The following is a 24,402-nucleotide window of genomic DNA, read 5'->3' as shown; positions in this document are numbered from 1 at the left end:
TCGAAGGGACGACGGACGAACCGCCACCCCTCCCTACGCCGGTATGACCCGGATCAGGTTCGGCGGGTCATGGGCTGCTGCCCACCTCTCAACCGCGCGTCAGCGGTTCCCCGGGGATGGCGTCGTCTAGGCGCTTATTCAGGACGTGCAAACGGTTATCGTGACAGGAATATGGCGGCATGCCCTCCGCCCACGCCAAGGCCATGGTCTGGCGGGGATTTTTACGGGTTCGCGCTGGTGCTGGCTCCGGCCCCGCGTCCGGGGAGCCGCGTCAATTGCCTTCGGCGTCGACCACGAACACCACCGGCTTGCCGCGCGACATCGGGTCCCACCCCGCCGACAGAGCGGAGCGCACGCACCGCGCGATCGTCGCGTCGTCCAGCTGGAGACGGCCACGCGGCAGCCCCTTCAACAGCCGCTTGGGCGCCGGAAATTCCAGCCATGCCTCGCGCTTGGTATCCTGCTGAAGCACGGCGATCGTCATCCCCTTCCAACCCTCGTCATCGGACAGATGCGGCTCTCGTTGAAGGTGCCAGTCATAGGAAATGCCGTCGACATTGACGGTACCGGCCGTGCTTTGGGATTTTGACATGGGGCCGGGTTAGCACGTCAGCCCCGCAGACGCACGGGCCTGGAAGTGTCGGCGTATGTGCAGGGCGCCCCGGGCGGCGTCGGCATTCAGCGTAGCCAGATCATGGCGGAAGCGAGGTGGACGAAGCCCAGGAAGGCGGCGATCGTCTTTTCGCAGCGCAGGGCGATGCGGCGGAAGCGTTTAAGCCTGTTGAAGAAGCATTCGACCTGATGGCGCTCCTTGCAGAGGCGCGAGTCGATGGAAGGCTTTGCCGTTCGGCTGGGATTGGCCTTGATGTGCGCGGTGGCGCCGAGGTCATCGGCGATTAAGGTGCGTAGCGGATCAGCGTCATAGGCGGCATCGACAGTGCGCGTCCTTATTGCCACGGAGTGAGGGGCCTTCGATTTTTTGCGCTACCGCTCGACAATGCCGCAGAAATCCGCGCTTTCCACTCGACTGTTAATCGAGGGGGCGCAGGCAGGCGACTGCCTGCCCCGAAGGCGAACCTTGCCCAAAAGTGCGGAACGGCCGGCGGGCAACTTTTCTGGTAATACCCAAACTACTGAAAAAGCCTGGCTGGGGCGGCAGGATTCGAACCTGCGTATGACGGTACCAAAAACCGTTGCCTTACCGCTTGGCGACGCCCCAGTGGAGAGGCGCGCCTTATACCCGGCGCGCCGCTCTTGAAAAGCCCTTAATCGGCGGAAATCGTCAGCCCAGGCGGCGCATCCAGCCATGGGGGTCGGGGGCCTGGCCGCGCTGGATCGAAACCAGTTGTTCGCGCAGGCGCGTGGTCAGCTGACCGGGGCCGCCGCTGCCGATGGTGAATCGACCGGCGGGCTCCGCGACGCTGCCGATCGGGGTGACGACGGCGGCGGTGCCGCAGGCGAAGGCCTCGACCAGGCGACCGCTGGCGGCGTCGGCACGCCACTGGTCGATGGCATAGGGTTCCTCGCGCACGGTCAGCCCTTGTGCGCGCGCGATCGTCAGGATCGAATCGCGGGTGATGCCGGGCAGGATGGTGCCGGTCAGCGGCGGGGTGACGAGGCTGCCATCGTCGAACACGAAGAAGACGTTCATGCCGCCCAGTTCCTCGACCCAACGACGCTCGACCGCGTCGAGGAAGACCACCTGGTCGCAGCCATTGGCGATCGCTTCCTTCTGCGCGAGCAGGCTGGCGGCATAGTTGCCACCGCACTTGGCCGCACCCGTGCCGCCCGGCGCCGCACGGGTATAGCCCTGGCTCACCCAGATCGATACGGCAGGCGCGCCGCCCTTGAAATAGGCACCGACCGACGAGGCGATGACCATATAGAGATATTCGGCCGAGGGCTTCACGCCCAGGAACACCTCGCTGGCGAACATGAAGGGGCGCAGGTACAGCGCGCCGCCATCCTGTTCAGGAATCCAGTCGCGTTCGACCGCGACCAGCCGCTCGACCGATTCGAGGAAGAGATGCTCGGGCAGCTCGGGCATCGCCATGCGGCGGGCCGAATCCTGAAAGCGGCGGGCATTCGCCTCCGGTCGGAACAGGGCGGTGCCGCCATCGGCCAGACGATAGGCCTTCATGCCTTCGAAGATTTCCTGCGCATAATGCAGGACCGACGCGGCCGGATCGAGCTGAAGCGGCGTGCGCGCGGTGATCTGGGCGTCGTGCCAGCCCTTGTCGTCGCTATAGCGGATCAGCGCCATATGATCGGTGAAGACCCGTCCGAACCCCGGATCGACCAGACGCGCCGCCCGCTCGCTCGCCACGACGGGAGTCGCACAAGGATCGAACCGAAACGTAAGGGATTGAGGCGCTTCCATGATCATCTCTCTGTTTTGGGTTGCCGTGGCCTAGGCCCTGTGTCTAGACGGGTCAACATGGCTGCCTCGAACCAGTCCGCATCGGCACAATTTCTCCGTGAGCCCGAACTCCGTAGGGGTATGGAATTGCTGTATTTCGGCAATAGCCATCTCGTGCGCTCGATTGATCGCGGTCTCGCCGCGCAAGGGTTGGGCCGTGCCCATCACCGCGCGCTCTATTTCATGGCGCGCAAGCCCGACATGACGGTCAGCGAGCTTCTATCGCTGCTTGCGATCACCAAACAGTCGCTGGGCCGTGTGCTTAACGAGCTGGCGAGCCGCGACCTGGTCGAAACGCGCCCCGGTGATCGCGATCGGCGACAAAGGCTGCTGCGCCTGACCCCCACGGGTGCGGCGATGGAGGCGGAGCTGTTCGACGCGCTGCGTGAAAAGCTGTCCAAGGCCTATGCGCGTGCGGGGCAGCAGGCGGTAACCGGATTCTGGACCGTGCTGGAGGGGTTCATCCCCGAAAACGAGCGGGCCCGGATCGACGATCTGCGATCCAACGACGACTAAGGACAGCTCTTAGAGCAAGCGAAGTGGCCAAGGCACGAAAGAGTTTTGGTTCGCGCGGAGGCGCAGAGGACGCGGAGATTTTGGGTGGTAAACGCCCCTCCGCTCTCCATCGCCAACCATGACGGGAGGCGGCTTCCTTATGGCCGCCGCTCTTCGCGCCTCTGCGCGCAAAATCTTGGTCTTTTAATAGCTTAGAGAAGGATGACATGAGCTGGAATCGTCATTGCGAGCGTAGCGAAGCAATCCAGTGTCCGGGCAGGACGCCCTGGATTGCTTCGCTACGCTCGCAATGACGGATTGGATCAAACTGACGTCATCCTGCTCTAGATCAGCGCCGCGCGGCGGCGGCCATCTCACGATTGCGCCGTTCCGAAGCCGCCAGCGTGTCGGCCATCAGTCGCTTTAGCGCATCATCCGCGTCGAGAACGTTCAACCCCTCGCGGGTCGAACCGCCGGGACTGGCGACGCGGTCCGCCAGAACGTCCGGCGAGGCATCGGCCGCTATCGCCATCGCCCCAGCCCCATCGACGGTCGCCAGCGCAAGGCTCTGCGCCAGTTCGGGGGACAGGCCCAGTCCCACACCAGCCTGGGCCAGCGCATCGACAAAGCGGAAGACGAAGGCCGGGCCACAGCCCGCCAGCGCGGTGACGGCGTCGAACCGCGCCTCGTCCTCCACCCAGGGGGCGATGCCCAGCGGGCGGGCCAGCGCCTCGGCAGCGTCCCGGACGGCGGGGTCGGTCGAACGGGTATAGAGCGCCGTCACCCCCTGCCCGATCGCCACCGGCAGGTTCGGCATCATCCGCACCACCGCACCCGCCGGAATATGGCTTGCCAGCGTTTGTTCTTCGACCCCGGCCAGGATCGACAGCAGCAGAGCGGGATGAAGATGCGCCAGGGTCGGCGCGATATCGTCCAGCTGCTGCGGTTTGAACCCCAACATCAGCGTGGCGGGCGTCTCATCGACCGGCAAAGCGGTCAGCGAGCGGACGCCCTCCGGCGCGCGTGTACCGCTGCGGGTGATGACGGTGACTTGGGCGGCGTCGAGTCCCTCGGCCAGCCAGCGGCGAAGCATCGCGCCTGCCATGTTGCCGCATCCGATCAGCCAGATCGGCCCGGTCGGAAAGCGCCTCACGCCCCTGCCCTCAGGCTTCACCCTGCGTCTCGATCAGCGCGGCGGCCAGAGCCTCGCGCGGGGTCTTGCCGCCCCACAGGACGAACTGGAACACCGGATAGAAGCGCTCGCACTCCTCGATCGCCGATTCGACCAGCAGCTCGGTGGCGGAAAGCGAGATGGTGCCATCCTCGCCGCCATCGACCATCGCGGCGTGGCGATAGAGCAGGATGCCGCTGTTGGACCATAGCTCGAAATGGCCGATCCACAGCTGTTCGTTGACCAGCGCCAGCGCCTCATAGATGCTGGCGCGGCGATCCTCGGTCACCTTGATGTCGGGAAAAGCCAGGAATTGCAGGACGCTGTCGTCGTCACGCCACAGAGCGCGAAGCTCGTAGCTCGCCCAGCTGCCCTTGACCGTCGCGACGATTTCCTCGTCGTGGCGTTCATGTTCCCATCCATGGGCGGCGAAATAGGCCTCCAGCATGTCGATGGGGGCCGATTCTTCGGCTTCATGATCGGTCGATTCAAGCATCACAGGCCCTTGCGAACAAACCCAGACCAGCGCAGGTTGCACTGCGCGGGGGCAGGCCGCAAGCCATCCAATGCCGAAATCTGTGGATAGCTATCTGGCCGAGCGTGCCAGACAGGCTCCATTGAGATATCAAGTCGGTCAGGATTGCGTGCCGTTCAAGCGCGCTTCCAGCGCGTCCAGACGCGCCCTCAGCACATCCGCCTCGTCCCGCGCGGCGACGGCCATCGCCTTGGCGACCTCGAACTCCTCGCGGCTGACGAAGTCGAGCCCGCCGATCCATTCGCGCGCCCGCGACCGTGCGCTGGCTTCCGCCTCACGCCCCATGCCCGCCACGGTGCCCGCCAGGCCGTTCATCACCTTGGCGAAATCGTCGAACAGCTTGTTATCGGCCTGCATATCAAATTCCCAAAATTCGTTTCACAGCATTTGGGAGGTCTGTGCCCCCGGCACAAGCCTTTCCGCATCGGGATTGAGCTGGCCGATCCGCCAGTTGAGCACGCCCGCAAAGGACAACCACACCAGATACGGCACCATCAACCACGCCGCCCCCTTGCGGATGCGCGAGAAAGCGACCGTGGTGACGATCGACAGGAGCAGGATCGCGACGATGACGACCAGCGCCATGCCGACCCGATGCGCACCGAAGAAAAGCGGCGTCCAGGCCAGGTTCAGCGCGAACTGCACCGCGAACAACCCGATCGCAACTCCCCGCCCCTTGGCGCCGCGCGCATGGACGATCATCGCCAGCGCCAGCCCGATCAGGATGTAGAGCGTCGTCCAGGCGACCGGGAATACCCAGCCCGGCGGAGTCAGTTCGGGCTTGGCGAGCGCGCGATACCAGCTGTTCTCGGCCCCCGAGGGCACCGAACGGCCGGAAGCGAAGCCCAGCAGCAGGATCAGCGGAACGATCACGATCGCCCAGCGCAGGAATGACATCCGCAACTGCCCCTTGGATGCGATCTTTCCCACTCGTTCCTCTTTCGCCATGATGCCCGTCGATCTGCCCCACCACCCGGAGACAGTAAACGGAAAGGTCAACGTTATTTGGCCCTTACCCGTTCAATTTCGGGATGCGGCCACCAGAAACTCGATATTGCCTTCGGGGCCGGTGATCGGGCTCTGCACCACACCTGCGACCTGCCAGCCGCTGTCGGTCAGCCAGGCGACCACCTGGTCGCAGACCCGCTGGTGCACCGCCGGGTCACGCACCACACCGCCCTTGCCGACCTCGTCGCGGCCCGCCTCGAACTGCGGCTTGATAAGCGCGAGCAGGCGCGCATCGGGTGCGGCAAAGCGCAGGGGCCGCTCAAGTACCTTGGCCAGCCCGATGAAGCTGGCGTCGCATACGATGATATCGACCGGCTCGGGGATATGCGCCTCGGTCAGAATGCGCGCGCTCGTCTGTTCATGAACGATGACGCGGCTGTCCTGGCGCAGGCGCCAAGCGAGCTGGTTGGTGCCGCTGTCCACCGCATAGACGCGCGCCGCCCCGTTTTGCAGCAGCACATCGGTAAAGCCGCCGGTCGAACTGCCGACATCGATCGCAACCGCATCCGCGACGTCCCAGCCGAAATGCTCCAGCCCATGCGCCAGCTTGATGCCGCCGCGCGACACCCAAGGATGGTCCCGGCCACGCACGTCGAGATTGGCGTCTTCGGCCAGTTGCTGACCGGGCTTGGCGATCTTCACGTCACCCGAAAAGACCAGCCCCGCCATCACCAGCGCCTGCGCACGCGACCGGGACTCGACGAGTCCGCGATCCACAAGCATCTGGTCGACACGCTGTTTGGCCATGGCCCGCCCCTACCCGCCACCTCGGCCCGTCGCAAGTCGCGATCCGCCCGGCGCACAAGCTATTGCCTATTAGTTTAGTAGGAATACATTGATGCGCATGGACCCGGAGTCGCTCGGCACCACGCCCCCCGGCTACCCGGCCCGGAATCGAGGAGATGCCATATGGGTTCGTTCGCATCCTATGAGGCCCGCAAACCAACGGTCCTCACCGTCCCCGGCCTTGGCGGCTCCGGCCGCTCGCACTGGCAGTCCCTTTGGGAAGAAGCGCGGCCCGACACGATCCGGGTCGAACTGGGCATGTGGTCGACGCCGCATCGCAACGCCTGGGTCACGCGGTTGGATCAGGCGATCCGGCAGGCGCAGGCACCGGTGATCCTGGCGGCGCATTCGCTCGGCTGCTTGGCGGTCGCATGGTGGGCGGAGTTGTCGCCACAACCCTATGGCTGGCCGGTCGCAGGCGCGCTGCTGGTCGCGCCTGCCGATGTCAATCGCGCCGATGCACCCGATGCGCTGAAGGGTTTCGCGCCCTCGCCGCGTACGCCTTTGCCCTTCCCATCGATCCTGGTGGCCAGCCAGGACGATCCCTGGATCTCGATCGACCGCGCGCACAGCCTGGCGGTCGATTGGGGCAGCCATTTCGTCGATGCCGGGCATCAGGGGCATATCAATGCCGCCAGCGGTCTCGGCTGGTGGCAGGAGGGGCAGGAACTGCTCGACCGGGTGATCGCGGCAAGCGGCATGGACCGGCCGACGCCCTCAGGACCGCTGCCGCCGAGTGAGGCGCGCGCGGTGCTGGCGGTGAATGCGACCGACGCGGCGCAGGCGCATTATCTGGGGCGGTAAGGGAAGCGGGCGAATGTCGGGGCGTGCGCTTCGACTTCGCTCAACGTGAACGGAGGTGATAGCCCCCCCACCCCGTTCAGCCTGAGCGAAGTCGAAGGCCAAGGGAAACCCTCACCCCTCGCCTTCCCCGGCGAAGGCCGGGGCCCAGTTTCTGCGTTACCGAAGTGGATGCGGAACGTTGCGTGGGAGGCCTTTGCGGAGGGTAGCGAAGGCCTCCCACGCCGGTTTCTCGCCCCAGCTTGACCAAGTGGCAACTGGACCCCGGCCTTCGCCGGGGAACAACGTGATTTTGGGAAGGTCCGTGAAGCCTTCGACTGCGCTCAAGCTGAACGGGGGTTGGGGTTGCGTTCGGCGTCCAACGCTTCCCGCTCCGCCTCGGCCTTGGCCGCCGCCGTGGTCTGCTTCATCCGCCGCCACATCCGCACGTTCAGACCCACCATCATGACCACCGCCAGCGTCGTGAAGACGATGACGGCGGTCCAGCCCCGGATCACGCGCGCGCGCCCTGGGTGACGTTCGCGCTGTTGTGGCGAAGCGCCTTCAGCACGGTTTCAACGATCGCATCCGCGTCGAGCCCGGCTTGGGCATATTGCACTTCGGGCTTGTCCTGATCCTGGAACAGATCGGGCAGACGCATCGTGCGCAGCTTCAGTCCACCGTCGATCAGCCCTTCGTCCGACGCCATGGTCAGGACATGCGCGCCCAGGCCGCCGATCGCATTCTCCTCGATCGTCACCGCCACTTCGTGGGTGGTCAGCATCCGGCGGATCAGCGCCTCGTCCAGCGGCTTGGCGAAGCGCAGGTCAGCGACCGAGGTCGACAGCCCCTTGGCCTCCAGCGTGTCGGCGGCGCGCAGCGCTTCGGCCAGGCGAGTGCCGAGCGAGAGGATCGCGACCTTCTTGCCCTCGCGCACCATGCGGCCCTTGCCGATCTCCAGCAGTTCGGGCGTCTCGGGCAGCGCCACGCCGACGCCGTTGCCGCGCGGATAACGTACCGCGATGGGCCCCGAGTCATGGTTGACGCAGGTATGGACCATATGGACCAGCTCCGCCTCGTCGGCGGCGGCCATCACGACCATGTTGGGCAGGCTGGCGAGATAGGTAACGTCGAACGATCCCGCATGGGTCGCGCCGTCCGCCCCCACCAGTCCGGCGCGGTCGATCGCGAAGCGTACGGCCAAGTTCTGGATCGCGACGTCATGGACCACCTGGTCATAGGCGCGCTGCAGGAAGGTCGAATAGATCGCGCAGAAGGGCCGCATCCCCTGCGCCGCAAGGCCCGCCGCAAAGGTCACCGCATGCTGCTCGGCGATACCGACGTCAAAGAAGCGATCGGGATAAGTGACGGCGAATTTGTCGAGTCCGGTGCCCGAGGGCATCGCGGCGGTGATGGCGCAGATACGCGGATCACTCTCCGCCTCGCGCGCCAGCGCCTGGCCGAAGACATTCTGATAGGCGGGCGGGCCCGGCGGCGCCTTGGCCTGGGCGCCGGTGATCACGTCGAACTTCTGGACGCCATGATATTTGTCCGCCGCCGCCTCGGCCGGGGCATAGCCCTTGCCCTTCTTGGTCACGACATGGATCAGGATGGGGCCCTGCTCGGCGTCGCGGACATTCTCCAGCACCGGGATCAGATGGTCGAGATTATGGCCGTCGATCGGGCCGACATAATAAAAGCCCAGTTCCTCGAACAGCGTGCCGCCCATGGTCATGCCGCGCGCGAACTCGTCGGTCTTCTGCGCCGCCTTCTGGATCGGGCGGGGGAAGCGCTTGGCGAGCTTCTTGAGCACGTCGCGCACGCCCAGGAACTCGCGGCTCGACACCATGCGCGACAGATAGGCCGACAGGCCGCCCACCGGCGGCGCGATCGACATGTCGTTGTCGTTGAGGATGACGACCAGGCGATTGCCCGCCTGCTCGGCATTGTTCATCGCCTCATAGGCCATGCCCGCCGACATGGCGCCGTCGCCGATGACGGCGATGCCCTTGCCGGGCGTGCCCGCCAGTTTGTTGGCGATGGCAAAACCCAGCGCAGCCGAGATCGAGGTCGAACTGTGCGCCGCGCCGAAGGGGTCGTATTCGCTCTCCGACCGCTTGGTGAAGCCAGACAGGCCGCCACCCTGCCGGATCGTGCGAATCCGGTCACGACGGCCGGTCAGGATCTTGTGCGGATAGCATTGGTGCCCGACGTCCCAGATCAGCCGGTCATCGGGGGTGTTGAAGACATAATGGAGAGCGACGGTCAGTTCGACGACGCCCAGCCCCGAACCCAGATGACCGCCGGTGGTGCCGACGGCCGAGATCGTCTCGGTCCGCAATTCATCGGCGAGCTGCCGCAACTGCTCGGGGGCGAGACGACGCAGGTCGTCGGGAGTGTGCACCGTGTCGAGCAGCGGGGTCTGAGGAATGTCTGCCATCTGACCGGCTTATCGCAGCAAAGCGATGGTGTCGATTGCCACTATTCACCCAGGCGTCATTGTCGGGGACGATATATGAGACAGTTCGGCCTGGCCTTCCCACTTGTCGAGCAGGAAACTCAAGACGCTATGACGCCTGCACCCGCAGCCGCGGGAAGACCTCTTCCAACGTCTTGGTATCGGGCAGAATATAGACATAGCCGCCCTTCTTGCGGAAGGTCGGGCGCAGTTGCCTGGCGTAGAAGGCTTGGGGCACGTTGATGCAGCCGAAGGTGATGCGGTTGTCGTCCGGCGTGGGCGACAGCATCCGCTCGCGCCGCTTTTCCTTCGCCCCCGCATCCTTCGGAATCGGATGCAGCGCGACCGAGGTGGCATAGTCCACCCACAGCACCCGCTCACCCCCAACCGGCAGGCCGAATTTGGCAAGATAGCGCCCCGCAGGCGTCGTCTTCTCCGCCGGGCCGAGCGAGGCCAGCGTCTTCGTACCCACGCCGGGGCTTGCCTCGTCTCCGGGCATGATGCCGATCAGGACGGGCTCGGCGGCTAGGGGCTTGCCGTCGGGGGCGAACAGGAAGATCGTCGCGTTGACCTTGTCGACCACCGCCCAAGGCAGGCCGCGATTGTCGTGCGATCCCGCCACCCAGGCGATGACCCGCTCGGCGGCGGGTGACGGCGTGAGGACGGGCCCGGCCTCCGACTTGGCCTGCGGTGCTTTGGTTTTGGCTTTGGCCTTCGCCTTGATCTTGGATTTGGATACGACGGTTTTGGGCGGGGTCGGCTGCGCCGGGGCCGCCGCCGGAAGGATCAGAGCCAGCCCGGCCAGCGACGCCATCAGAACTTTCATCGGGGGAGCATACTCACGGGAAAGGCCGGCCCCTCTCCCATAAGGAGAAGGACCGGCACGGCAGTTCGAAAGCGTTTATCGCGCGACAGCCTGCGCGATCAATGCCGCGGGCGACGGGCGGGCTTCTGCTCCTGCACGGTCAGGCGCTGCTCGACGCCATCGACGCGGCTGCCGAGCTGATCGAGCCGCTGGCCATTCTGCTGCGCCTGGCCCGAGGCTGCCTGCGCTTCCGCGAGCGCCGCCTTGGCGGTGCCGTCAGTCTGCTGGAGCCGCGATTCCAGCGAGTCCACCCGCTGGCTGACCGGTGCGATCTGTTCGCGTACAAAGGATTTCGTCGCACATCCGCCAAGGCTGACGGCGCCAGCCAAGGTCACCACGGCGAGAAGGGATTTAGATGCATAAGCCGACATAACAGTTCATCCAGTCGTTAACCAACCGCAACAACGAAGCTGAGCGGGAAAAGTTCGACAATCCTGTTTCTGTTCGACCGTGCCGGTTTTTCGACCAAGCGTTTACTATCCGCCGCGCGACATCTATTTGACGAACATCCTTTCGTGTTAAGATACCGTTCAGATTCTGTCATTTTTGCGCAGGCCGCTTCGCGAATGGATCGAGGGGAATGCCCTTGCCACCATCATCGGCACGCAAGGCCTTGGCTGGCTGGGCTTTCCGGGCGGCGACGCAATCCCGCAGTGCGGCGATCGCCACGCCGCTGCCCTCGAGCGACAGGCGTTCGACCGGTACGTTCCCCCGCGCGATATCCAGCCTTTGCGACTTGGCCAGATAGGTTGGGAACGGCTTTTCGAAGCTGGTGACGAAGCCCTGCTTGTCATCCGTCGCCAGTCCGACCGCGAAATGCTTGGGATAGCCGCCATTCGTCAGCTTGAAGTCGAGTGCCAGCCGCTCCTTCGGTTTGATCGACCAATTGGCGTTCAGCACGGTCAGATGATTCGATCCGTCCCGGTCGAGCCCCAGCAGCAACGTCGTATCGCCCGGTCGGTCATAGATACGCGTCAGGAAACACCCGTCACCATCCTCGCTGACCGCCAGCGTCCAGTCGCCGATCTTGCGCGGCAGGGCGCCCTTATCGGCGGCGCTCGCTCCGGTCGGCGATAGCGCCACCGCCAGACCCAGTAGCGAAAGAGCGGACAGACGACGGGAACGCTTCATAGACTTCTTCCTCCATCGCCGACCCTATCCGCCCCGATCGCGATTGGCCAAGCCTCAAGTCCACGTCATTCCTTCCCTGCACGGGGAGGAATACTCGCCTCAGGCCATGCGTTCGCGCACCACCCGCTCCAGCACGTCGAGCGGCATCGCGCCCAGCGTCAGCACGCGGTGGAACGCCTTGGGGTCCCATGTCGCGCCCGCCTTGGCCTTCGCCTCGTCGCGCAACCGGGTCCAGACGGTGTGGCCGATCTTGTAGCTGCACGCCTGCCCCGGCCAGACGGTATAACGGTCGATCTCCCCCTGGCTGCGCCCGCGCGCAATACCGGTGGTGGCGATCAGATAGTCGGTCGCCTTTTCGCGGCTCCAACGTTTGGCGTGCATCCCCGAATCGACGACGAGGCGCGTGGCACGGAACAGCAGCGATTGCAGATAGCCGACCTGACCCAGCGGGTTGCCCTCATACATCCCCATTTCGTCGGCAAGCTGCTCGGAATAGAGCGCCCAGCCCTCCGAATAGCCCGAATAGAAACCGCGCCTGCGGATCAGCGGAATATCCTGGCTCTCCAGCGCCGACATGACCTGAAGGTGATGGCCCGGCACGGCCTCATGATAGGTCAGCGTCGCCAGCCCGAACTTCGGCCGGTCGAACGTGTCGCGCAGGTTGATGAAATAAATGGCGGGCCGCGCCCCGTCGAGCGAGGCGGACTGGTAATAGCCACCCGGTGCGCCCGCCTGGATCGCTTCGGGCACGCGGCGGATTTCGACCGGCGCCTTGGGCAGCACCGCAAATTGTTCGGGCAGGCGACGGGTCATGGCGGCCACCTGCGAACGTAACTGTTCGAGCAGCGCCTCGCGCCCCGGATCGGTGTTGGGATAGAGCTGGTCCGGCCGCTTGTTGAGCGCGACCAGCCGTTCGCCGACGCTGCCTTGCGCCATGCCCTGCGCCTTCAATATGCCGTCGATCCGCGCGCCGATCTCCGCCACCTGCGCCAGCCCCAGCCGGTGGATCTCGTCGCCGGTCATCTCGGTCGTGGTCGCGGCGGCCGCCGCCGCCGTATAATAGGCCTCGCCGTCCGGCAGTCGCCACACGCCCGCGTCATGGGCCGCCCGCCCCCGCAATTCGGTAACGAGCGCCCGCTGCCGGTCGAGCGCGGGGAAGACCCGCTCGACCATCAGCCGCGCAACACCCTGCGCCCGTTCGGGGGGAAGGTTGGCAGCCTTGAGCTTGGCGGCAAGATCGACCGTCGGGCCGGTCGCCTCGGGCGCCTTGTCGCGCACCGCCGCCAACTGCCGCAGCGTGGTGTCCAGGATATAGTCGGGCGCGAAGACGCCCTTGGCCGCATCCTCACGCTGCCGCTCGGTTTCGGCATCGATCGCAGGGCCGAACGCCTCGACCCGTGCGACATAGGCATCGGCATCGGCGGCACGCGTCACCCGGTGCTGGCTGGACAGGAAATCGGGCACGTCGCGATAGGCACCCGATAATTGGCTGAGCACATAGGGGGCATAACGCCCGGCACTCGATCCATAGGCAAAGCGCTCGCCCGCGATCATCCGGTCCAGGCCATAGGCGACGATGTCATGATCCAGCCGCGCCGCCTCCCCCAGTGCGGCTCGCGGGATGGTGGCAAGCTGCGCGCGTTCCTGCCGCGCGCGCGCGAACTGCCGTGCCTCACCCGCACGCGACACGTCACCGAGCCGAGCCTTCAGATGCGCACGCGGGCCAGTGTCGAAGCCGAGCGAGGTCGCCTGCTCCGGACTGTCCTCCAACCGCGCATAGAAGAAGCGGTCCAGCATCGCCCGAAGCTCCGCGTCGCGCGCGCCACCCCTTTCGGTCGCCCTGGCCCAGACCGGCGTGGCGGCGGAGACGGCGGCAAGGCTGGCGGAGGCGAGGAATTGGCGACGCTGCATGAACACTCCCGGACGATCCTGTCGAAGCCGACAGGCTAAGCCCTTGATCGGATAGTGGAAAGGTATTTTCCCGCGCGCGCTGACGTGGCGGTCTGCACCGGTTCTGCACCGATCCCATACTGGAATAGCGCGAAGGCGACCGCCGCCCCTCGACGCCGTCCCCGCATAGCGGCCCGATCAAGGGAGATCGGCATGACGGCAAGGACATCGGGACCATTCACCTTTCGCCTCAAGCTGATCGGCGCCGCCGCGCTGATCGGGTTGGCGCATCTGTTCTTCTACGGCGAAGAGCCCGGCTGGACGCTGGGCGGCTTCGCGCTCGGCTGGACCATCGTCCTGCTGCTGACCCGGCCGGACGTCCGCGCCAGCAAGTCGGCGCGAGTGGCGATCGCGGTGGCGACGCTGTTCGGACTGATGCTGGTCGATGATCCGGGGCCGCTCAAGGCCCTGATGTTCCTGATCGCGATCGGCATGGCGACGCTGTTGCCGCTGCGTCGCTATGACGATGCGATCCATGCAGCGGGGCGGCTGTTCATCCACGGCGTCCTCAGTCTTGTCGCCCCGCTACGCGACGCCGCACGCCTGTCGCGGATCGAGCAAGGGCGCAGCGAGCCCAAGCTGGTGGCGGTCGCAGCAATGCTGGTCGTGCCGGTGGCGGGCAGCGCGCTGTTCCTAACCCTGTTCGCGCAGGCCAATCCTTTGATCGACGACGCCTTTGCCGCGATCCGTTTTCCCGACCTGTCGGACATCCTGTACCGGTTGCTGTTCTCGCTGCCCTTCCTGCTGCTCACCTGGTCCAGCCTGCGGCCACGAAAGACGCTGCTGGCGCAGGGCGTGGGGCGTTATTCGACGCCGCTGCTCCCCCGCCTGGGGCGAGCGACGCTGATCCTGTCGCTGGTCGCCTTCAACCTGATCTTTGCGGTGCAGAACGGGCTGGACCTCGCCTTTCTGTGGAGCGGCGCGCCGCTGCCCCAAGGGATGACGCTGGCGGACTATGCCCATCGCGGCGCCTATCCGCTGATCGTGACCGCGCTGCTGGCGGGCGGTTTCGTGCTTTATGCCGCCGGGTCGGAGGACGACCGCACCTTGCGTCGCCTCATCACCTTGTGGGTTGGGCAGAATGTGCTGCTGGTCGCCTCCAGCATCCTGCGGACCATCGACTATATCGCGGTCTATTCGCTGACCCCGTGGCGGATCGCCGCGCTCGCCTGGATGGGGCTGGTCGTGTTCGGACTGGTCCTGATCCTCTGGCGGATGTGGCGCGGGCGATCGGCACGCTGGCTGGTCAATGCCAATGCGCTGGCGGCGGGCGTGGTGCTGACCGCCGGATGCGCAAGCGATCTGGGAGCGATCTCCGCCAGCTGGAACGTGGCCCATGCCCACAGCGCCGATGACATCGACCTTTGCCATCTGGAAAGCACGGGGGCCGCCGCGCTGCTGCCGCTGATCGCGTTGGAGCACCGCGCCGCCGGGCCGATCCTGCGCGAGCGCACGGGTTATGTGATCGATCAGGTAGCCGCGCGTCTGATCCGCGAACAGGCCGACTGGCATAGCTGGACCTGGCGCGGCGCACGGCGACTGGCCGCCGCGCGGGGCCGGATCGGAACGCAGGCCCACTCACGCGAGCAGCGCCAGTGCGGCGGAGCGCCCTTCCCGCCCCCACCCGTTGACGAAGGCCGTCGCCCGTGATCCTGTGCCCCATGCCCCGCACGATCCTGGTCGCCGATGACGACCCCAATATTCGCCAACTGCTCGTCTTCGCGCTCGGCAAGGCGGGGCTCGATACGATCGAGGCGGCGGACGGAGAGGCGGCCCTGACCGAGGTCGCGGCGCACCATCCCGACCTCGTCGTGCTGGACATCAACATGCCGCGCATGGACGGGCTGGAGGTCTGTCGCCGCCTGCGCAGCCAGAGCGAGACACCGATCCTGTTCCTGTCGTCGCGCGACGACGAGATCGATCGGGTGCTGGGCATCGAGCTGGGCGCGGACGATTATGTCGTGAAGCCCTTTTCCCCGCGCGAGGTGGTGGCGCGGGTCATGGCGATCCTGCGCCGCACCCATGCCCATCCGCCCAGCGTCGAAAGTGCGGGCGCGGTGATCCGGCAGGGCCGCCTGTGCCTCGACATCGAAGGATGGCAGGCGCGCTGGGCGGACGCCGAAATTCCGCTGACCGTCACCGAATTCTCCATCCTGCGCACGCTGGCGGTAATGCCGGGCAAGGTGTTCAGCCGCGACGCGATCATCGACCGGCTGCATGGGCCAGGCTTTGCCGTAACAGACCGGACGATCGACAGCCATATCCGCAACCTGCGCGCGAAGTTCGCCGAACATGGCGGGACCGATGTGATCGAGACGCGCGCCGGGATCGGCTATCGGCTGGGGGCGTGCACCGGCGGGGCGGCGTGATCGGGCCGCTCAAGGCATGGGCCAAGCGCCATTGGCCGCGCCTGACCTTACGCACCTATCTGTTCGCCAGCTTCTTCCTGGTCGCCGCCCTGCCCGGTGTCGGCGCGGTGGCCTTGCGCGTCTATGAGAATACGCTGGTCCGCCAGACCGAGGCCGAACTGGTGGCCCAAGGCGCCGCGCTCGCCGCCAGCGCCGCTGCCTTGTGGCCGGAGGCGCCACCTGGCCGGAGCGTCGAGCGCGCTCCACCCCCGACAGCCAATCCCTATAGCCCGACCGCGACGGCGGTCGATCTCAGCGCCACGCCGATCCTGCCCGAACGCCCCGCCCCCGCCGCAGCGCCGCCGCCGGTCGCCGACGCGCGTGATGCCGCCCATCGGCTTGCCCCGGTTCTGGCGGCCACCCGTGAGGCCACGCTGGCCTCGATCATGCTGCTGGACCGGGACGGGCGGATCGTCAGCGGCTCGGGGCGACAGGGCAGCTATGCCGCATTGCCCGAGGTCGCCGTCGCGCTGACCGGCACGCCGCGCACCGTGCTACGCCGGGATGCGCGGTACAGGGCGATCTACCGTTTCGACTGGCTGTCGCGCGCGGCGGCGACGCGGGTCCATTACGCCCGACCTATCCTGGTGAACGGCCGGGTGGTCGGCGTCCTTCTGCTGTCGCGCTCAGCGCGGTCGCTGTTCGTCGGGCTCTATCAGGATTGGGGCAAGATCGTCATCGGCATAGTGTCCATCCTGGGCACGCTGATCCTGCTGTCGGGCCTGTTGTCGCGCGGTATCGCCCGGCCGATCGAGGAGTTGCAGGATGCCGCGCGCGATGTCGCCGCCGGGCGCGGCACGGTGCCCGCCATCCCGGCGACGGCGGCGATCGAGATCCAGGAGCTTTACCGCGACTTCGCCGCCATGGCGCAGGCGATCGAGGCCCGCTCGCTCTATCTGCGCAACTTCGCCCATGCGGTCAGCCATGAGTTCAAGACGCCGCTGACCGGCATTCGCGGCGCGATCGAGCTGTTGCAGGATCACGGCGCCACTATGTCGGCGGAGGAGCGCGACCGCTTCCTCGCCAATGCCGATGCCGATGCGGAGCGGCTGACGCTGCTCGTCTCGCGCCTGCTCGATCTGGCGCGGGCGGACATGAGCGTCGCGGCGGCGGATCGGTCGTGCGACGTGGTGGCCACCGCCCGCAAGCTCGCCGACGCGCACCGCACCCGCCGTGTCGCGGTTCGGGTCGAGGCCGATGCGCCCGCCCTGAGGGCGCAAATCGCGCCCGAAACGCTGGAGGCGGTGCTGACCACCCTGATCGAGAATGGCGCGCAGGCGGGTGCCGACGCGATCACCCTTCGCATCGAGACGGGCGACCCCATCGTCATCACCGTCGCCGACAATGGCGGCGGCATCCCGCCTGGCGACCGGGACCGCATCTTCGAGCCCTTCTTCACCTCACGCCGCACGAGCGGCGGCACCGGCTTGGGCTTGTCGATCGCACGCGCGCTGCTCGCGGGATCGGGCGGTACGCTGACCCTGGCGGACGCGGTACAGGGAACCGCGATGCGGCTGACCCTGCCCTTGGTTCAGCGATAGCGGCCCATCACGACCTTCAACACGACCGGACGGTCGATCAGGTTGATGCCGTAATCGGTCTGGTCGCCGTTCCACACCCGGTCCATCACCCAGCGGCCATCGGCGAAATGCCCCTCCTCGACCCGAACGATCATCGCCTTGGGGTCCGGCTCCGCAGGCTCGAAGCGGACGCGGACATGGTCGCCGGTAAGCAGAAACGCGTCGCGCGACAGCTGGACGACCGCGACGCCGCCGACCGGCTCGGCCTTCCACGGTGCAGGCTCGGACTTGAGCCAGCTCCAGCTCTTCTCGCCGAACTGCCACTGGCCGAACTCCGCGCGAATGCGCCAGTCGCCCAGCACCGTCTCACGGTCGCTGCCGTCATCAGGCTTGGCGGTGCCCCAGCTCGGATGCTCGAACGCCGCCTGCGCCCAGTCGCGCATCACGCCGCCCAGCGCCGCATAAGGCCCGGCAAAGGCGTCCAGCGTCGCCGCGTCCAATGCCTTGGCCCCAAGCGGATAGTTGAAGAAGCCCGTGTCATCCATGCCGAACGGCGCAAAGCCGATCGCGCCGCGCCCCAACGCCTCGTAGAAATAGCGGGCGAACGCGCGCGCATTGCCGATCTCGGGCACCAGCAGCGGATTGTCGGGCCGGGCATAGGCGTTCATGTACGCGACCACATTGGCGCTCGCCCGGTCATAGATGTCGGGCGCCTCGGCATCGATCGAGGGCGCCGCGACCTTCCAGATGTCGAGCACGTCCTGTTGCGGCCCGCCGCTCGCCACGCCGTCAGGATCGGGCACGTTGGACGGCCCCGCGAGCGCCGCGTTAACGTACATGGGGAGCGGCTTCACCGCCTTGCCCGCCGCGACGATCTCATCGATGTAGCGCGCGGTGTACCAGGTGTTGAACGCCCGGTCGGCCTGCGCGCCGAACACCGCCGCCCAGGTGCCACGCGGCTTGCCGAGCCTGCGCGTCAATGCCTCGGGCACAGACCCGTCGAACAGTTTCTGCGCCGCCGCCGAATAGTCGCGCGGGTTGCGATAGCTGCCGACCTCATTCTCCGGCTGGACCATGATGACCGTGTTCTGCGGATCATGCTCCTTGAGGTACGTCATCAACCGGACGAAGGCGCGCTTGTCCGCCTCCAGCGTAGTGCGTGCCATCGGGGTCAGCGCGTAATGATCCTGCCCTGCCTTCGTCTTCATCCGGGGAAAGCGGCGATTGTCGAGCTTGACCCAGTCCGGCGTATAGCCCGGCGAGGTGTTCTTCCACGTTGCAAACCACAACAGCACGACGCGCTTGTCATGCGCGCGTGCCTGGTCGAGCAGCGTCTGGACGAAGCTGAAGTCGAACCGCCCCTCCTCCGGCTCTATCTGTTGCCAGGCGACGGGGATTTCGATCGTATTGGCATGGATGCGATCGAGTACCGGCCAGACCTGCGGCAGCGCGGCGGCATAGTTGCTGGAGTTGTTGACCTGCGCACCCAGCATCAGGAAGGGGCGGCCATCGACCATCAGCGCATGGCGACCGTCCTTGCTGACGATCTGCGGCACCGCTGTCGTCTGCGCAGCGAGCGGGCTCCCCAGCCCCAGCGCCAAGACGGCCCATCCCGTACCCCGCATCACATCCCCCTCAGGTTTTTTCGCTATGTAAGGCCTTCTGTGCACGGGATGGGAGCGCTCATCAACTGGCCGCGTCGCGCTCGATCATCAGGCCGATGGCGGCGATCCGCTCGACCTGTTCATAGCCGGGCTGGTCGAGGTCTTCGCTGAAGATATCGGGGTCCAGTTCGACATAGCGCATCGCCAGACCCTGTTCGGGCAGGCAGCGGCGTAGTTCGTCGAGCAGCACGTCCCGCCCATCGACGATCGACACGCCGGTATGCAGGATCAGCCGCCCGCCCGGCGTCAGCAGGCGAACGCCCTGCACGACCCAGTCGAGCGACAGCCGCGCGCCGTACAGGTCGCCGCCGTCGCGATAGGCACGACGGTCGGCATCGATCATGAAGGGCGGATGGGTGACGATCAGGTCGAAGCGCCGCCCGATCGCCGGTGGTTCATGCGCCTCGATCGTGTCATGCGCGATCCCCGCATGCTCGGCATTGATCCCTGCCAGGAACAGCGCCTTGGGGTTGATATCGGCCAGGGTCAGCCGTGCCTCGGCCAGTCCGCTCGCCGCCGATATGCCGCCGACCCCGGCACCCGCGCCATAATCCATCACCGTCCGGGCGTCGGCCTTTCCATTCTCGGCGATCCAGCGAGCAAAGCGATAGCTGTCGGGCCCCAGGAACACGGCATCGGCCTGCGTGGTCGGATAGGCGGAATGCAGGTAGAGCTGCGCCCCGACCCGCGATACGCGCAAGGTCGGGGCCCATCGGTCGGCCGATATCGGTTGGATCGCCCCCGCCTCCTCCAACGCCCAGGACATGGCCGGATCGAGCAGATCACGATCGAAGGCCAGGCTCCACCCCAGCACGTCGCGAAGGCTCGTCGCACTTCGGCGATCGGGCCGTTTCACCACCCGCGCATGGGTCGCGGGCGTCGGGGTCACGAAGTCGTATCCCCGATCGTCCAACAGCCCGAGCAAGGCGAGCAAGGCCGGGCGGCGGGCCGGATCATACCAGGGCTCCGATCCCCTCTGCAACGCCGCACGATTGTCATGATTTTCACTCAACATATTGTTCCTGCTGTATTTTATTGCAGGAACATATGGATAAGCGGACAGGCCGGTTCCCGCTCTTGATCTGGATCGAGCGGTTGGGGCGGAGGACATGACAATGCCCCGCCCTTATCCCATGATATTTTTTGCCGCCACCAAAACGGCTTAGATGCGTTGTGAACAAAATGTCAGCCAGCGACGTCGGCGATCATGTCCGGCGATCCGCGACCGGGATAGCATCCGGCGGCCGAACACAGACTGAAAATGGGGTCTGGACAGGATGCAAGGGAGCCGGGACATTGGCGGATAGCAGTGAATTTACCGTGTCGCGACGCGGCGTGATCGTCGGGGGCGCGGCCTCCGCGATGGCCGCCTCCGCCCCGGCCGAGGCGCAGACCAAGAGGAGCACCATGCCCGCCGATCCCCCCGCCATGCCCGTCACGCTGAAGGTCAACGGCAAGGCGCAGCCCCTGTCGCTCGACCCGCGCACGACCTTGCTCGACACGCTTCGCGAGCATCTGCACCTGAGCGGCACCAAGAAGGGCTGCGACCACGGTCAGTGCGGTGCCTGCACCGTGCTGGTCAATGGCGAGCGGATCAACAGCTGCCTATCCCTCGCGCTCCAGCATGAGGGCGACAGCATCACCACCATCGAAGGGCTCGGCACGCCCGAGAAGCTGCACCCGATGCAGGCCGCCTTCGTCCGCCATGACGGATATCAGTGCGGATACTGCACGCCGGGCCAGATCTGCTCGGCGGTGGCGGTGCTCGACGAGATCAAGCGCGGCGTGCCCAGCCATGTCCAGGCCGACCTGACCGCCAAACCCAAGGCATCGGGCATCGAGATGCGCGAGCGGATGAGTGGCAATATCTGCCGCTGTGGCGCCTATTCCAACATCGCCGACGCGATGGCCGACGTCGCAGGAGTGGCGAATAAGGAGATGGGGGCATGAAGCCCTTCACCTATGAGCGCGCCAAGGACGCGGTCGCGGCGGCGCGCGCGGCGACCAAGCCGGGTGCCAAGTTCCTGGCGGGCGGCACCAATCTGCTCGACCTGATGAAGATCGAGGTCGAAACGCCGACCCATCTGATCGACGTGCAGGATTTGAAGCTCGACCGGATCGAGAAAACGAAGGAAGGCGGCCTGCGCATCGGCGCGTTCGTCACCAACACCGCGCTCGCCGCCGACGAGCGAGTGCGGCGCGACTACGGCGTCCTGTCGCGCGCGATCGTCGCGGGGGCGAGCGGACAGCTGCGCAACAAGGCGACGACGGCGGGCAATCTGCTCCAGCGGACGCGCTGCCCCTATTTCTACGACACCAACATGGCCTGCAACAAACGCAAGCCCGGCACCGGGTGCAGTGCCATTGGCGGCTATTCGCGCCAACTCGCGGTGGTGGGGTCCAGCGACCATTGCATCGCCACCAACCCCAGCGACATGAACGTCGCAATGCGGGTGCTGGACGCAGTGGTCGAAACGGTGAACCCGGAAGGCCAAACTCGCGCCATCCCGATCGCCGACTTCCACCGCCTGCCCGGCGATACGCCGCATATCGAAACCGCGCTGCAACCGGGCGAACTCATTACCGCCGTCACCCTGCCCCGCCCGGTCGGCGGCACCCATATCTATGAGAAGGTGCGCGACCGCGCTTCTTACGCCTTTGCGCTCGTGTCGGTGGCGACCATCGTCCAGAAGGACGGCACGGGCCGCGTCGCGGTCGGCGGCGTCGCGCACAAGCCCTGGCGGGTCGAAGCGGCCGAGGCCGCGATGCCGCAGGGGGCCAAGGCAGTGACGGCGACGCTGCTCGCCGATGCCCGCCCCACCAAGGACAATGAATATAAGGTGCCGCTCGTCGAACGGACGCTGGCGGCGGCCATCAGCCAGGCGAGGACCGCATGAAATTCACCGAGCCAGCCGGCACCAACCCCATCGACCGCATGACCGTGGTCGGTCGCCCGCAGGACCGGATCGACGGCCCGCGCAAGACCACCGGCACCGCGCCCTATGCCTATGAACGCCATGCCGAGGCACCCAATGCCGCCTATGGCTGGATCATCGGCGCGGCCATCGCCAAGGGGCGCATCCGATCGATGAACCTCGACGATGCACGCGGCGCGCCGGGCGTGCTGGGCATCGTCACCGCCGCCGAGGCGGGCAAGCTCAACAAGGGCAATTTCAACACGGTCAAGCTGCTCGGCGGTCCCGAGGTCGATCATTATCACCAGGCCGTCGCCATCGTCGTTGCCGAAACCTTCGAGCAGGCCCGCGCCGCCGCCGGGCTGGTGCGGATCGATTATGACCGCGCCAAGGGCCAATATGACTTGGACGAAGCGCTAAAGGGTGCGCCGCTGACCGGCGGCGAAGAGGGCAAGCCCGGCAAGGAAGACCGGACGGGCTCGTTCGAGAGCGCCTTCAGCGCCGCGCCGGTACAGCTGGACGCGACCTACACCACCCCCGACCATAGCCATGCGATGATGGAGCCGTTCGCCTCGCTGGCGATCTGGGAAGGTGACCAGCTGACCGTCTGGACCTCGAACCAGATGATCGCCTGGGGTCGCGGCGACCTCGCCAAGACGCTGGGACTCCCAAAGGAAAAGGTGCGGCTGATCTCGCCTTATGTCGGCGGCGGGTTTGGCGGAAAGCTGTTCCTGCGCGCCGATGCCGTGATGGCGGCGCTGGGGGCGAAGGCGGTCGGGCGGCCGGTCAAGGTCGCGATGCAGCGGCCGCTGATGGCCAACAACTCGACCCATCGCCCCGCCACGGTACAGCGTATCCGCATCGGCGCGACCAAGGACGGCGCGATCCAGGCGATCGCGCATGAAAGCGGATCGGGCGACCAGCCCGGCGGTGGTCCCGAGACGGCGGTGAACCAGACCAAGCTGCTCTATGCCGGTCCCAACCGCCTGACCGCGATGCGCCTCGCCGTGCTGAACCTGCCCGAGGGCAACGCCATGCGCGCACCGGGTGAGGCACCGGGCATGATGGCGCTGGAAATCGCGATGGACGAGATGGCCGAAAAGCTGGGCATGGACCCGGTCGCCTTCCGCGTGAAGAACGACACCCAGGTCGATCCTGAAAAGCCCGACCGGCACTTCTCGCAACGCCAGCTCGTCCGTTGCCTGGAGGAAGGCGCGCAGCGTTTCGGCTGGAACCAGCGCAACGCCAAGCCCGCCCAGGTCCGCGACGGACGTTGGCTGGTCGGCATGGGCGTCGCCGCCGCCTTCCGCAATCATATCAACATGAAGTCTGGCGCGCGGGTCACGCTGAACAAGGATGGGCGGGTCGTGGTCGAGACCGACATGACCGATATCGGCACCGGCAGCTACACGATCATCGCCCAGACCGCCGCCGAGATGATGGGCGTGCCGATGAGCGCAGTCGATGTCCGGCTGGGCGACAGCGACTATCCGGTGTCGGCGGGATCGGGTGGCCAGTTCGGCGCGGCCAATGCGACGGCGGGCGTCTATGCGGCCTGCGTCAAACTGCGCGAGGCGGTGGCGCAGCGGCTGGGCTTCAACTCGGCCGATCTGACCTTCGCCGATGGCCAGGTGTCGGGCGGCAACCGATCGGTCTCGTTGCGCGATGCGGCCTCCGCCGGTCCGCTGACCGCCGAGGACAAGATCGAGTTCGGCACGCTCGACAAGACGTGGCAGCTGTCGACCTTCGGCGCGCATTTCGTCGAGGTCGGGGTCGATGCCTATACCGGCGTGACGCGATTAAGGCGGATGCTGGCGGTCTGCGCGGCGGGCCGTATCCTGAATCCCAAGGCGGCGCGCAGCCAGATGATCGGCGCGATGACCATGGGCGTCGGCTCGGCATTGATGGAGGAGCTGGCGGTCGACAAGCGCTTCGGCTTCTTCGTCAACCATGACCTGGCTGGCTATGAGGTGCCGGTCCATGCCGACATCCCGCATCAGGAGGTGATCTTCCTGGAGGAAGCCGATGACAAGGCCAATCCGATGAAGGCCAAGGGCGTGGGCGAACTCGGCCTGTGCGGCGTCGGCGCGGCGGTGGCCAATGCGGTCTATAACGCGACGGGCGTTCGTATCCGCGACTATCCGCTGACGCTGGAAAAGCATCTCGACAGGCTGCCCGCCATCGCCTGAACCCTATTCGCGGCCTTTAGCCCCGGCCGCGACGCTATGTCGCGGCCGGGCAGGATTTGCGACACCCGTCTTCAAATCCATCGGACTTCCTCAAAATCCTGTTGCACT

23 protein-coding genes, 1 tRNA gene, 1 pseudogene and 1 riboswitch are annotated in these 24,402 nt (G+C 66.3%); of the genes and pseudogenes, 8 read left to right on the top strand and 17 right to left on the bottom strand.

The genetic code is table 11. From position 1 onward, the window contains the following. Positions 1–13 precede the first annotated feature (13 nt). Positions 14–123: riboswitch (TPP riboswitch) on the bottom strand. A 148-nt stretch (positions 124–271) separates the two neighbouring features. From U1H82_RS17195 to U1H82_RS17180, 4 genes and pseudogenes are all read right to left on the bottom strand, one after another. Further along, positions 272–592, bottom strand: coding sequence for a hypothetical protein (locus tag U1H82_RS17195; protein WP_322966196.1), 321 nt, complete (start codon positions 590–592; stop codon positions 272–274). A gap of 86 nt (positions 593–678) precedes the next feature. Next, positions 679–933: pseudogene (locus U1H82_RS17190) on the bottom strand (transposase); the annotation flags it as partial. A gap of 211 nt (positions 934–1,144) precedes the next feature. Then, positions 1,145–1,219, bottom strand: a tRNA-Gln gene (locus tag U1H82_RS17185). 63 nt (positions 1,220–1,282) lie between these two features. Next, positions 1,283–2,386, bottom strand: coding sequence for a branched-chain amino acid aminotransferase (locus U1H82_RS17180; RefSeq protein ID WP_375339554.1), 1,104 nt, complete (start codon positions 2,384–2,386; stop codon positions 1,283–1,285). A 51-nt stretch (positions 2,387–2,437) separates the two neighbouring features. Between U1H82_RS17180 and U1H82_RS17175 the strand changes: the two genes are divergently transcribed. Then, positions 2,438–2,935 carry a MarR family transcriptional regulator gene (locus tag U1H82_RS17175; protein ID WP_322966194.1) on the top strand — a complete coding sequence of 166 codons (498 nt, stop codon included), beginning with the start codon at positions 2,438–2,440 and terminating at the stop codon, positions 2,933–2,935. 328 nt (positions 2,936–3,263) lie between these two features. Here U1H82_RS17175 and proC read toward each other — a convergent pair whose 3' ends face one another. From proC to U1H82_RS17150, 5 genes are all read right to left on the bottom strand, one after another. After that, complete coding sequence (gene proC, locus U1H82_RS17170) at positions 3,264–4,067, bottom strand: pyrroline-5-carboxylate reductase (protein ID WP_322966193.1); 804 nt, start codon at positions 4,065–4,067, stop codon at positions 3,264–3,266. Between the two features lie 10 nt (positions 4,068–4,077). Further along, positions 4,078–4,581, bottom strand: a complete 504-nt coding sequence (locus U1H82_RS17165; RefSeq protein ID WP_175312383.1) for a type III secretion system chaperone family protein — start codon at positions 4,579–4,581, stop codon at positions 4,078–4,080. A gap of 138 nt (positions 4,582–4,719) precedes the next feature. Beyond that, positions 4,720–4,977, bottom strand: a complete 258-nt coding sequence (locus U1H82_RS17160) for an accessory factor UbiK family protein (protein WP_322966192.1) — start codon at positions 4,975–4,977, stop codon at positions 4,720–4,722. A 21-nt stretch (positions 4,978–4,998) separates the two neighbouring features. Next, on the bottom strand, positions 4,999–5,550 hold the full coding sequence (locus U1H82_RS17155; RefSeq protein WP_322966191.1) for a TspO/MBR family protein: 552 nt from the start codon (positions 5,548–5,550) through the stop codon (positions 4,999–5,001). Between the two features lie 90 nt (positions 5,551–5,640). Continuing rightward, positions 5,641–6,375, bottom strand: coding sequence for a TlyA family RNA methyltransferase (locus U1H82_RS17150; protein ID WP_322966190.1), 735 nt, complete (start codon positions 6,373–6,375; stop codon positions 5,641–5,643). 162 nt (positions 6,376–6,537) lie between these two features. On the opposite strand from U1H82_RS17150, the gene U1H82_RS17145 reads away from it, so the two are divergent. Further along, on the top strand, positions 6,538–7,218 hold the full coding sequence (locus U1H82_RS17145; protein WP_322966189.1) for an RBBP9/YdeN family alpha/beta hydrolase: 681 nt from the start codon (positions 6,538–6,540) through the stop codon (positions 7,216–7,218). 320 nt (positions 7,219–7,538) lie between these two features. On the opposite strand, the gene U1H82_RS17140 is transcribed toward U1H82_RS17145, so the two are convergent. From U1H82_RS17140 to U1H82_RS17115, 6 genes are all read right to left on the bottom strand, one after another. After that, positions 7,539–7,712 carry a hypothetical protein gene (locus U1H82_RS17140; protein ID WP_322966188.1) on the bottom strand — a complete coding sequence of 58 codons (174 nt, stop codon included), beginning with the start codon at positions 7,710–7,712 and terminating at the stop codon, positions 7,539–7,541. After that, positions 7,709–9,634 carry a 1-deoxy-D-xylulose-5-phosphate synthase gene (gene dxs / locus U1H82_RS17135; protein ID WP_322966186.1) on the bottom strand — a complete coding sequence of 642 codons (1,926 nt, stop codon included), beginning with the start codon at positions 9,632–9,634 and terminating at the stop codon, positions 7,709–7,711. The genes U1H82_RS17140 and dxs overlap by 4 nt, the downstream gene beginning before the upstream one ends. 127 nt (positions 9,635–9,761) lie before the next feature. Further along, a complete protein-coding gene (locus U1H82_RS17130) occupies positions 9,762–10,466 on the bottom strand; it encodes a hypothetical protein (RefSeq protein ID WP_322966185.1) in 705 nt (234 codons plus the stop codon). 110 nt (positions 10,467–10,576) lie between these two features. Then, positions 10,577–10,888 carry a hypothetical protein gene (locus U1H82_RS17125; RefSeq protein ID WP_322966184.1) on the bottom strand — a complete coding sequence of 104 codons (312 nt, stop codon included), beginning with the start codon at positions 10,886–10,888 and terminating at the stop codon, positions 10,577–10,579. Between the two features lie 169 nt (positions 10,889–11,057). After that, complete coding sequence (locus U1H82_RS17120) at positions 11,058–11,648, bottom strand: hypothetical protein (protein ID WP_322966183.1); 591 nt, start codon at positions 11,646–11,648, stop codon at positions 11,058–11,060. A 99-nt stretch (positions 11,649–11,747) separates the two neighbouring features. After that, on the bottom strand, positions 11,748–13,559 hold the full coding sequence (locus tag U1H82_RS17115; RefSeq protein WP_322966182.1) for a DUF885 domain-containing protein: 1,812 nt from the start codon (positions 13,557–13,559) through the stop codon (positions 11,748–11,750). A gap of 192 nt (positions 13,560–13,751) precedes the next feature. Here U1H82_RS17115 and U1H82_RS17110 point away from each other — a divergent pair, with 192 nt between their 5' ends. Genes U1H82_RS17110 through U1H82_RS17100 form a run of 3 tightly spaced genes read left to right on the top strand, consistent with a single transcriptional unit; the run spans position 13,752 to position 17,547 of the window. Further along, a complete protein-coding gene (locus U1H82_RS17110) occupies positions 13,752–15,248 on the top strand; it encodes a DUF4153 domain-containing protein (RefSeq protein WP_322966180.1) in 1,497 nt (498 codons plus the stop codon). Continuing rightward, positions 15,245–15,967 (top strand): response regulator transcription factor, encoded by a 723-nt coding sequence (locus U1H82_RS17105; protein ID WP_322966178.1) that lies wholly within the window; start codon positions 15,245–15,247, stop codon positions 15,965–15,967. The genes U1H82_RS17110 and U1H82_RS17105 overlap by 4 nt, the downstream gene beginning before the upstream one ends. Continuing rightward, complete coding sequence (locus U1H82_RS17100) at positions 15,946–17,547, top strand: sensor histidine kinase (RefSeq protein WP_322966177.1); 1,602 nt, start codon at positions 15,946–15,948, stop codon at positions 17,545–17,547. The genes U1H82_RS17105 and U1H82_RS17100 overlap by 22 nt, the downstream gene beginning before the upstream one ends. Here U1H82_RS17100 and U1H82_RS17095 read toward each other — a convergent pair. Then, positions 17,538–19,151 (bottom strand): DUF5597 domain-containing protein, encoded by a 1,614-nt coding sequence (locus U1H82_RS17095; RefSeq protein ID WP_322966176.1) that lies wholly within the window; start codon positions 19,149–19,151, stop codon positions 17,538–17,540. The genes U1H82_RS17100 and U1H82_RS17095 overlap by 10 nt on opposite strands. A gap of 61 nt (positions 19,152–19,212) precedes the next feature. Next, on the bottom strand, positions 19,213–20,205 hold the full coding sequence (locus U1H82_RS17090; protein ID WP_322966175.1) for a methyltransferase: 993 nt from the start codon (positions 20,203–20,205) through the stop codon (positions 19,213–19,215). Between the two features lie 281 nt (positions 20,206–20,486). Here U1H82_RS17090 and paoA point away from each other — a divergent pair, with 281 nt between their 5' ends. From paoA to paoC, 3 genes are read left to right on the top strand one after another with little or no spacing between them, the layout of a single operon-like run. Continuing rightward, positions 20,487–21,140, top strand: a complete 654-nt coding sequence (paoA, locus tag U1H82_RS17085) for an aldehyde dehydrogenase iron-sulfur subunit PaoA (protein WP_322966174.1) — start codon at positions 20,487–20,489, stop codon at positions 21,138–21,140. Further along, the gene (locus tag U1H82_RS17080; RefSeq protein WP_322966173.1) at positions 21,137–22,087 is read left to right on the top strand and encodes an FAD binding domain-containing protein; all 951 of its coding nucleotides are present in this window, start codon (positions 21,137–21,139) and stop codon (positions 22,085–22,087) included. Before paoA ends, U1H82_RS17080 begins: the two co-directional genes overlap by 4 nt. After that, the gene (gene paoC / locus U1H82_RS17075; RefSeq protein WP_322966172.1) at positions 22,084–24,294 is read left to right on the top strand and encodes an aldehyde oxidoreductase molybdenum-binding subunit PaoC; all 2,211 of its coding nucleotides are present in this window, start codon (positions 22,084–22,086) and stop codon (positions 24,292–24,294) included. Before U1H82_RS17080 ends, paoC begins: the two co-directional genes overlap by 4 nt. Positions 24,295–24,402 lie beyond the last annotated feature (108 nt).

Source organism: Sphingomonas fuzhouensis (genome assembly GCF_034659795.1).
GTDB lineage: Bacteria > Pseudomonadota > Alphaproteobacteria > Sphingomonadales > Sphingomonadaceae > Sphingomonas > Sphingomonas fuzhouensis.
Note: the sequence above shows the minus strand (reverse complement) of the source record. Positions and strands in the feature narration are given on the sequence as shown.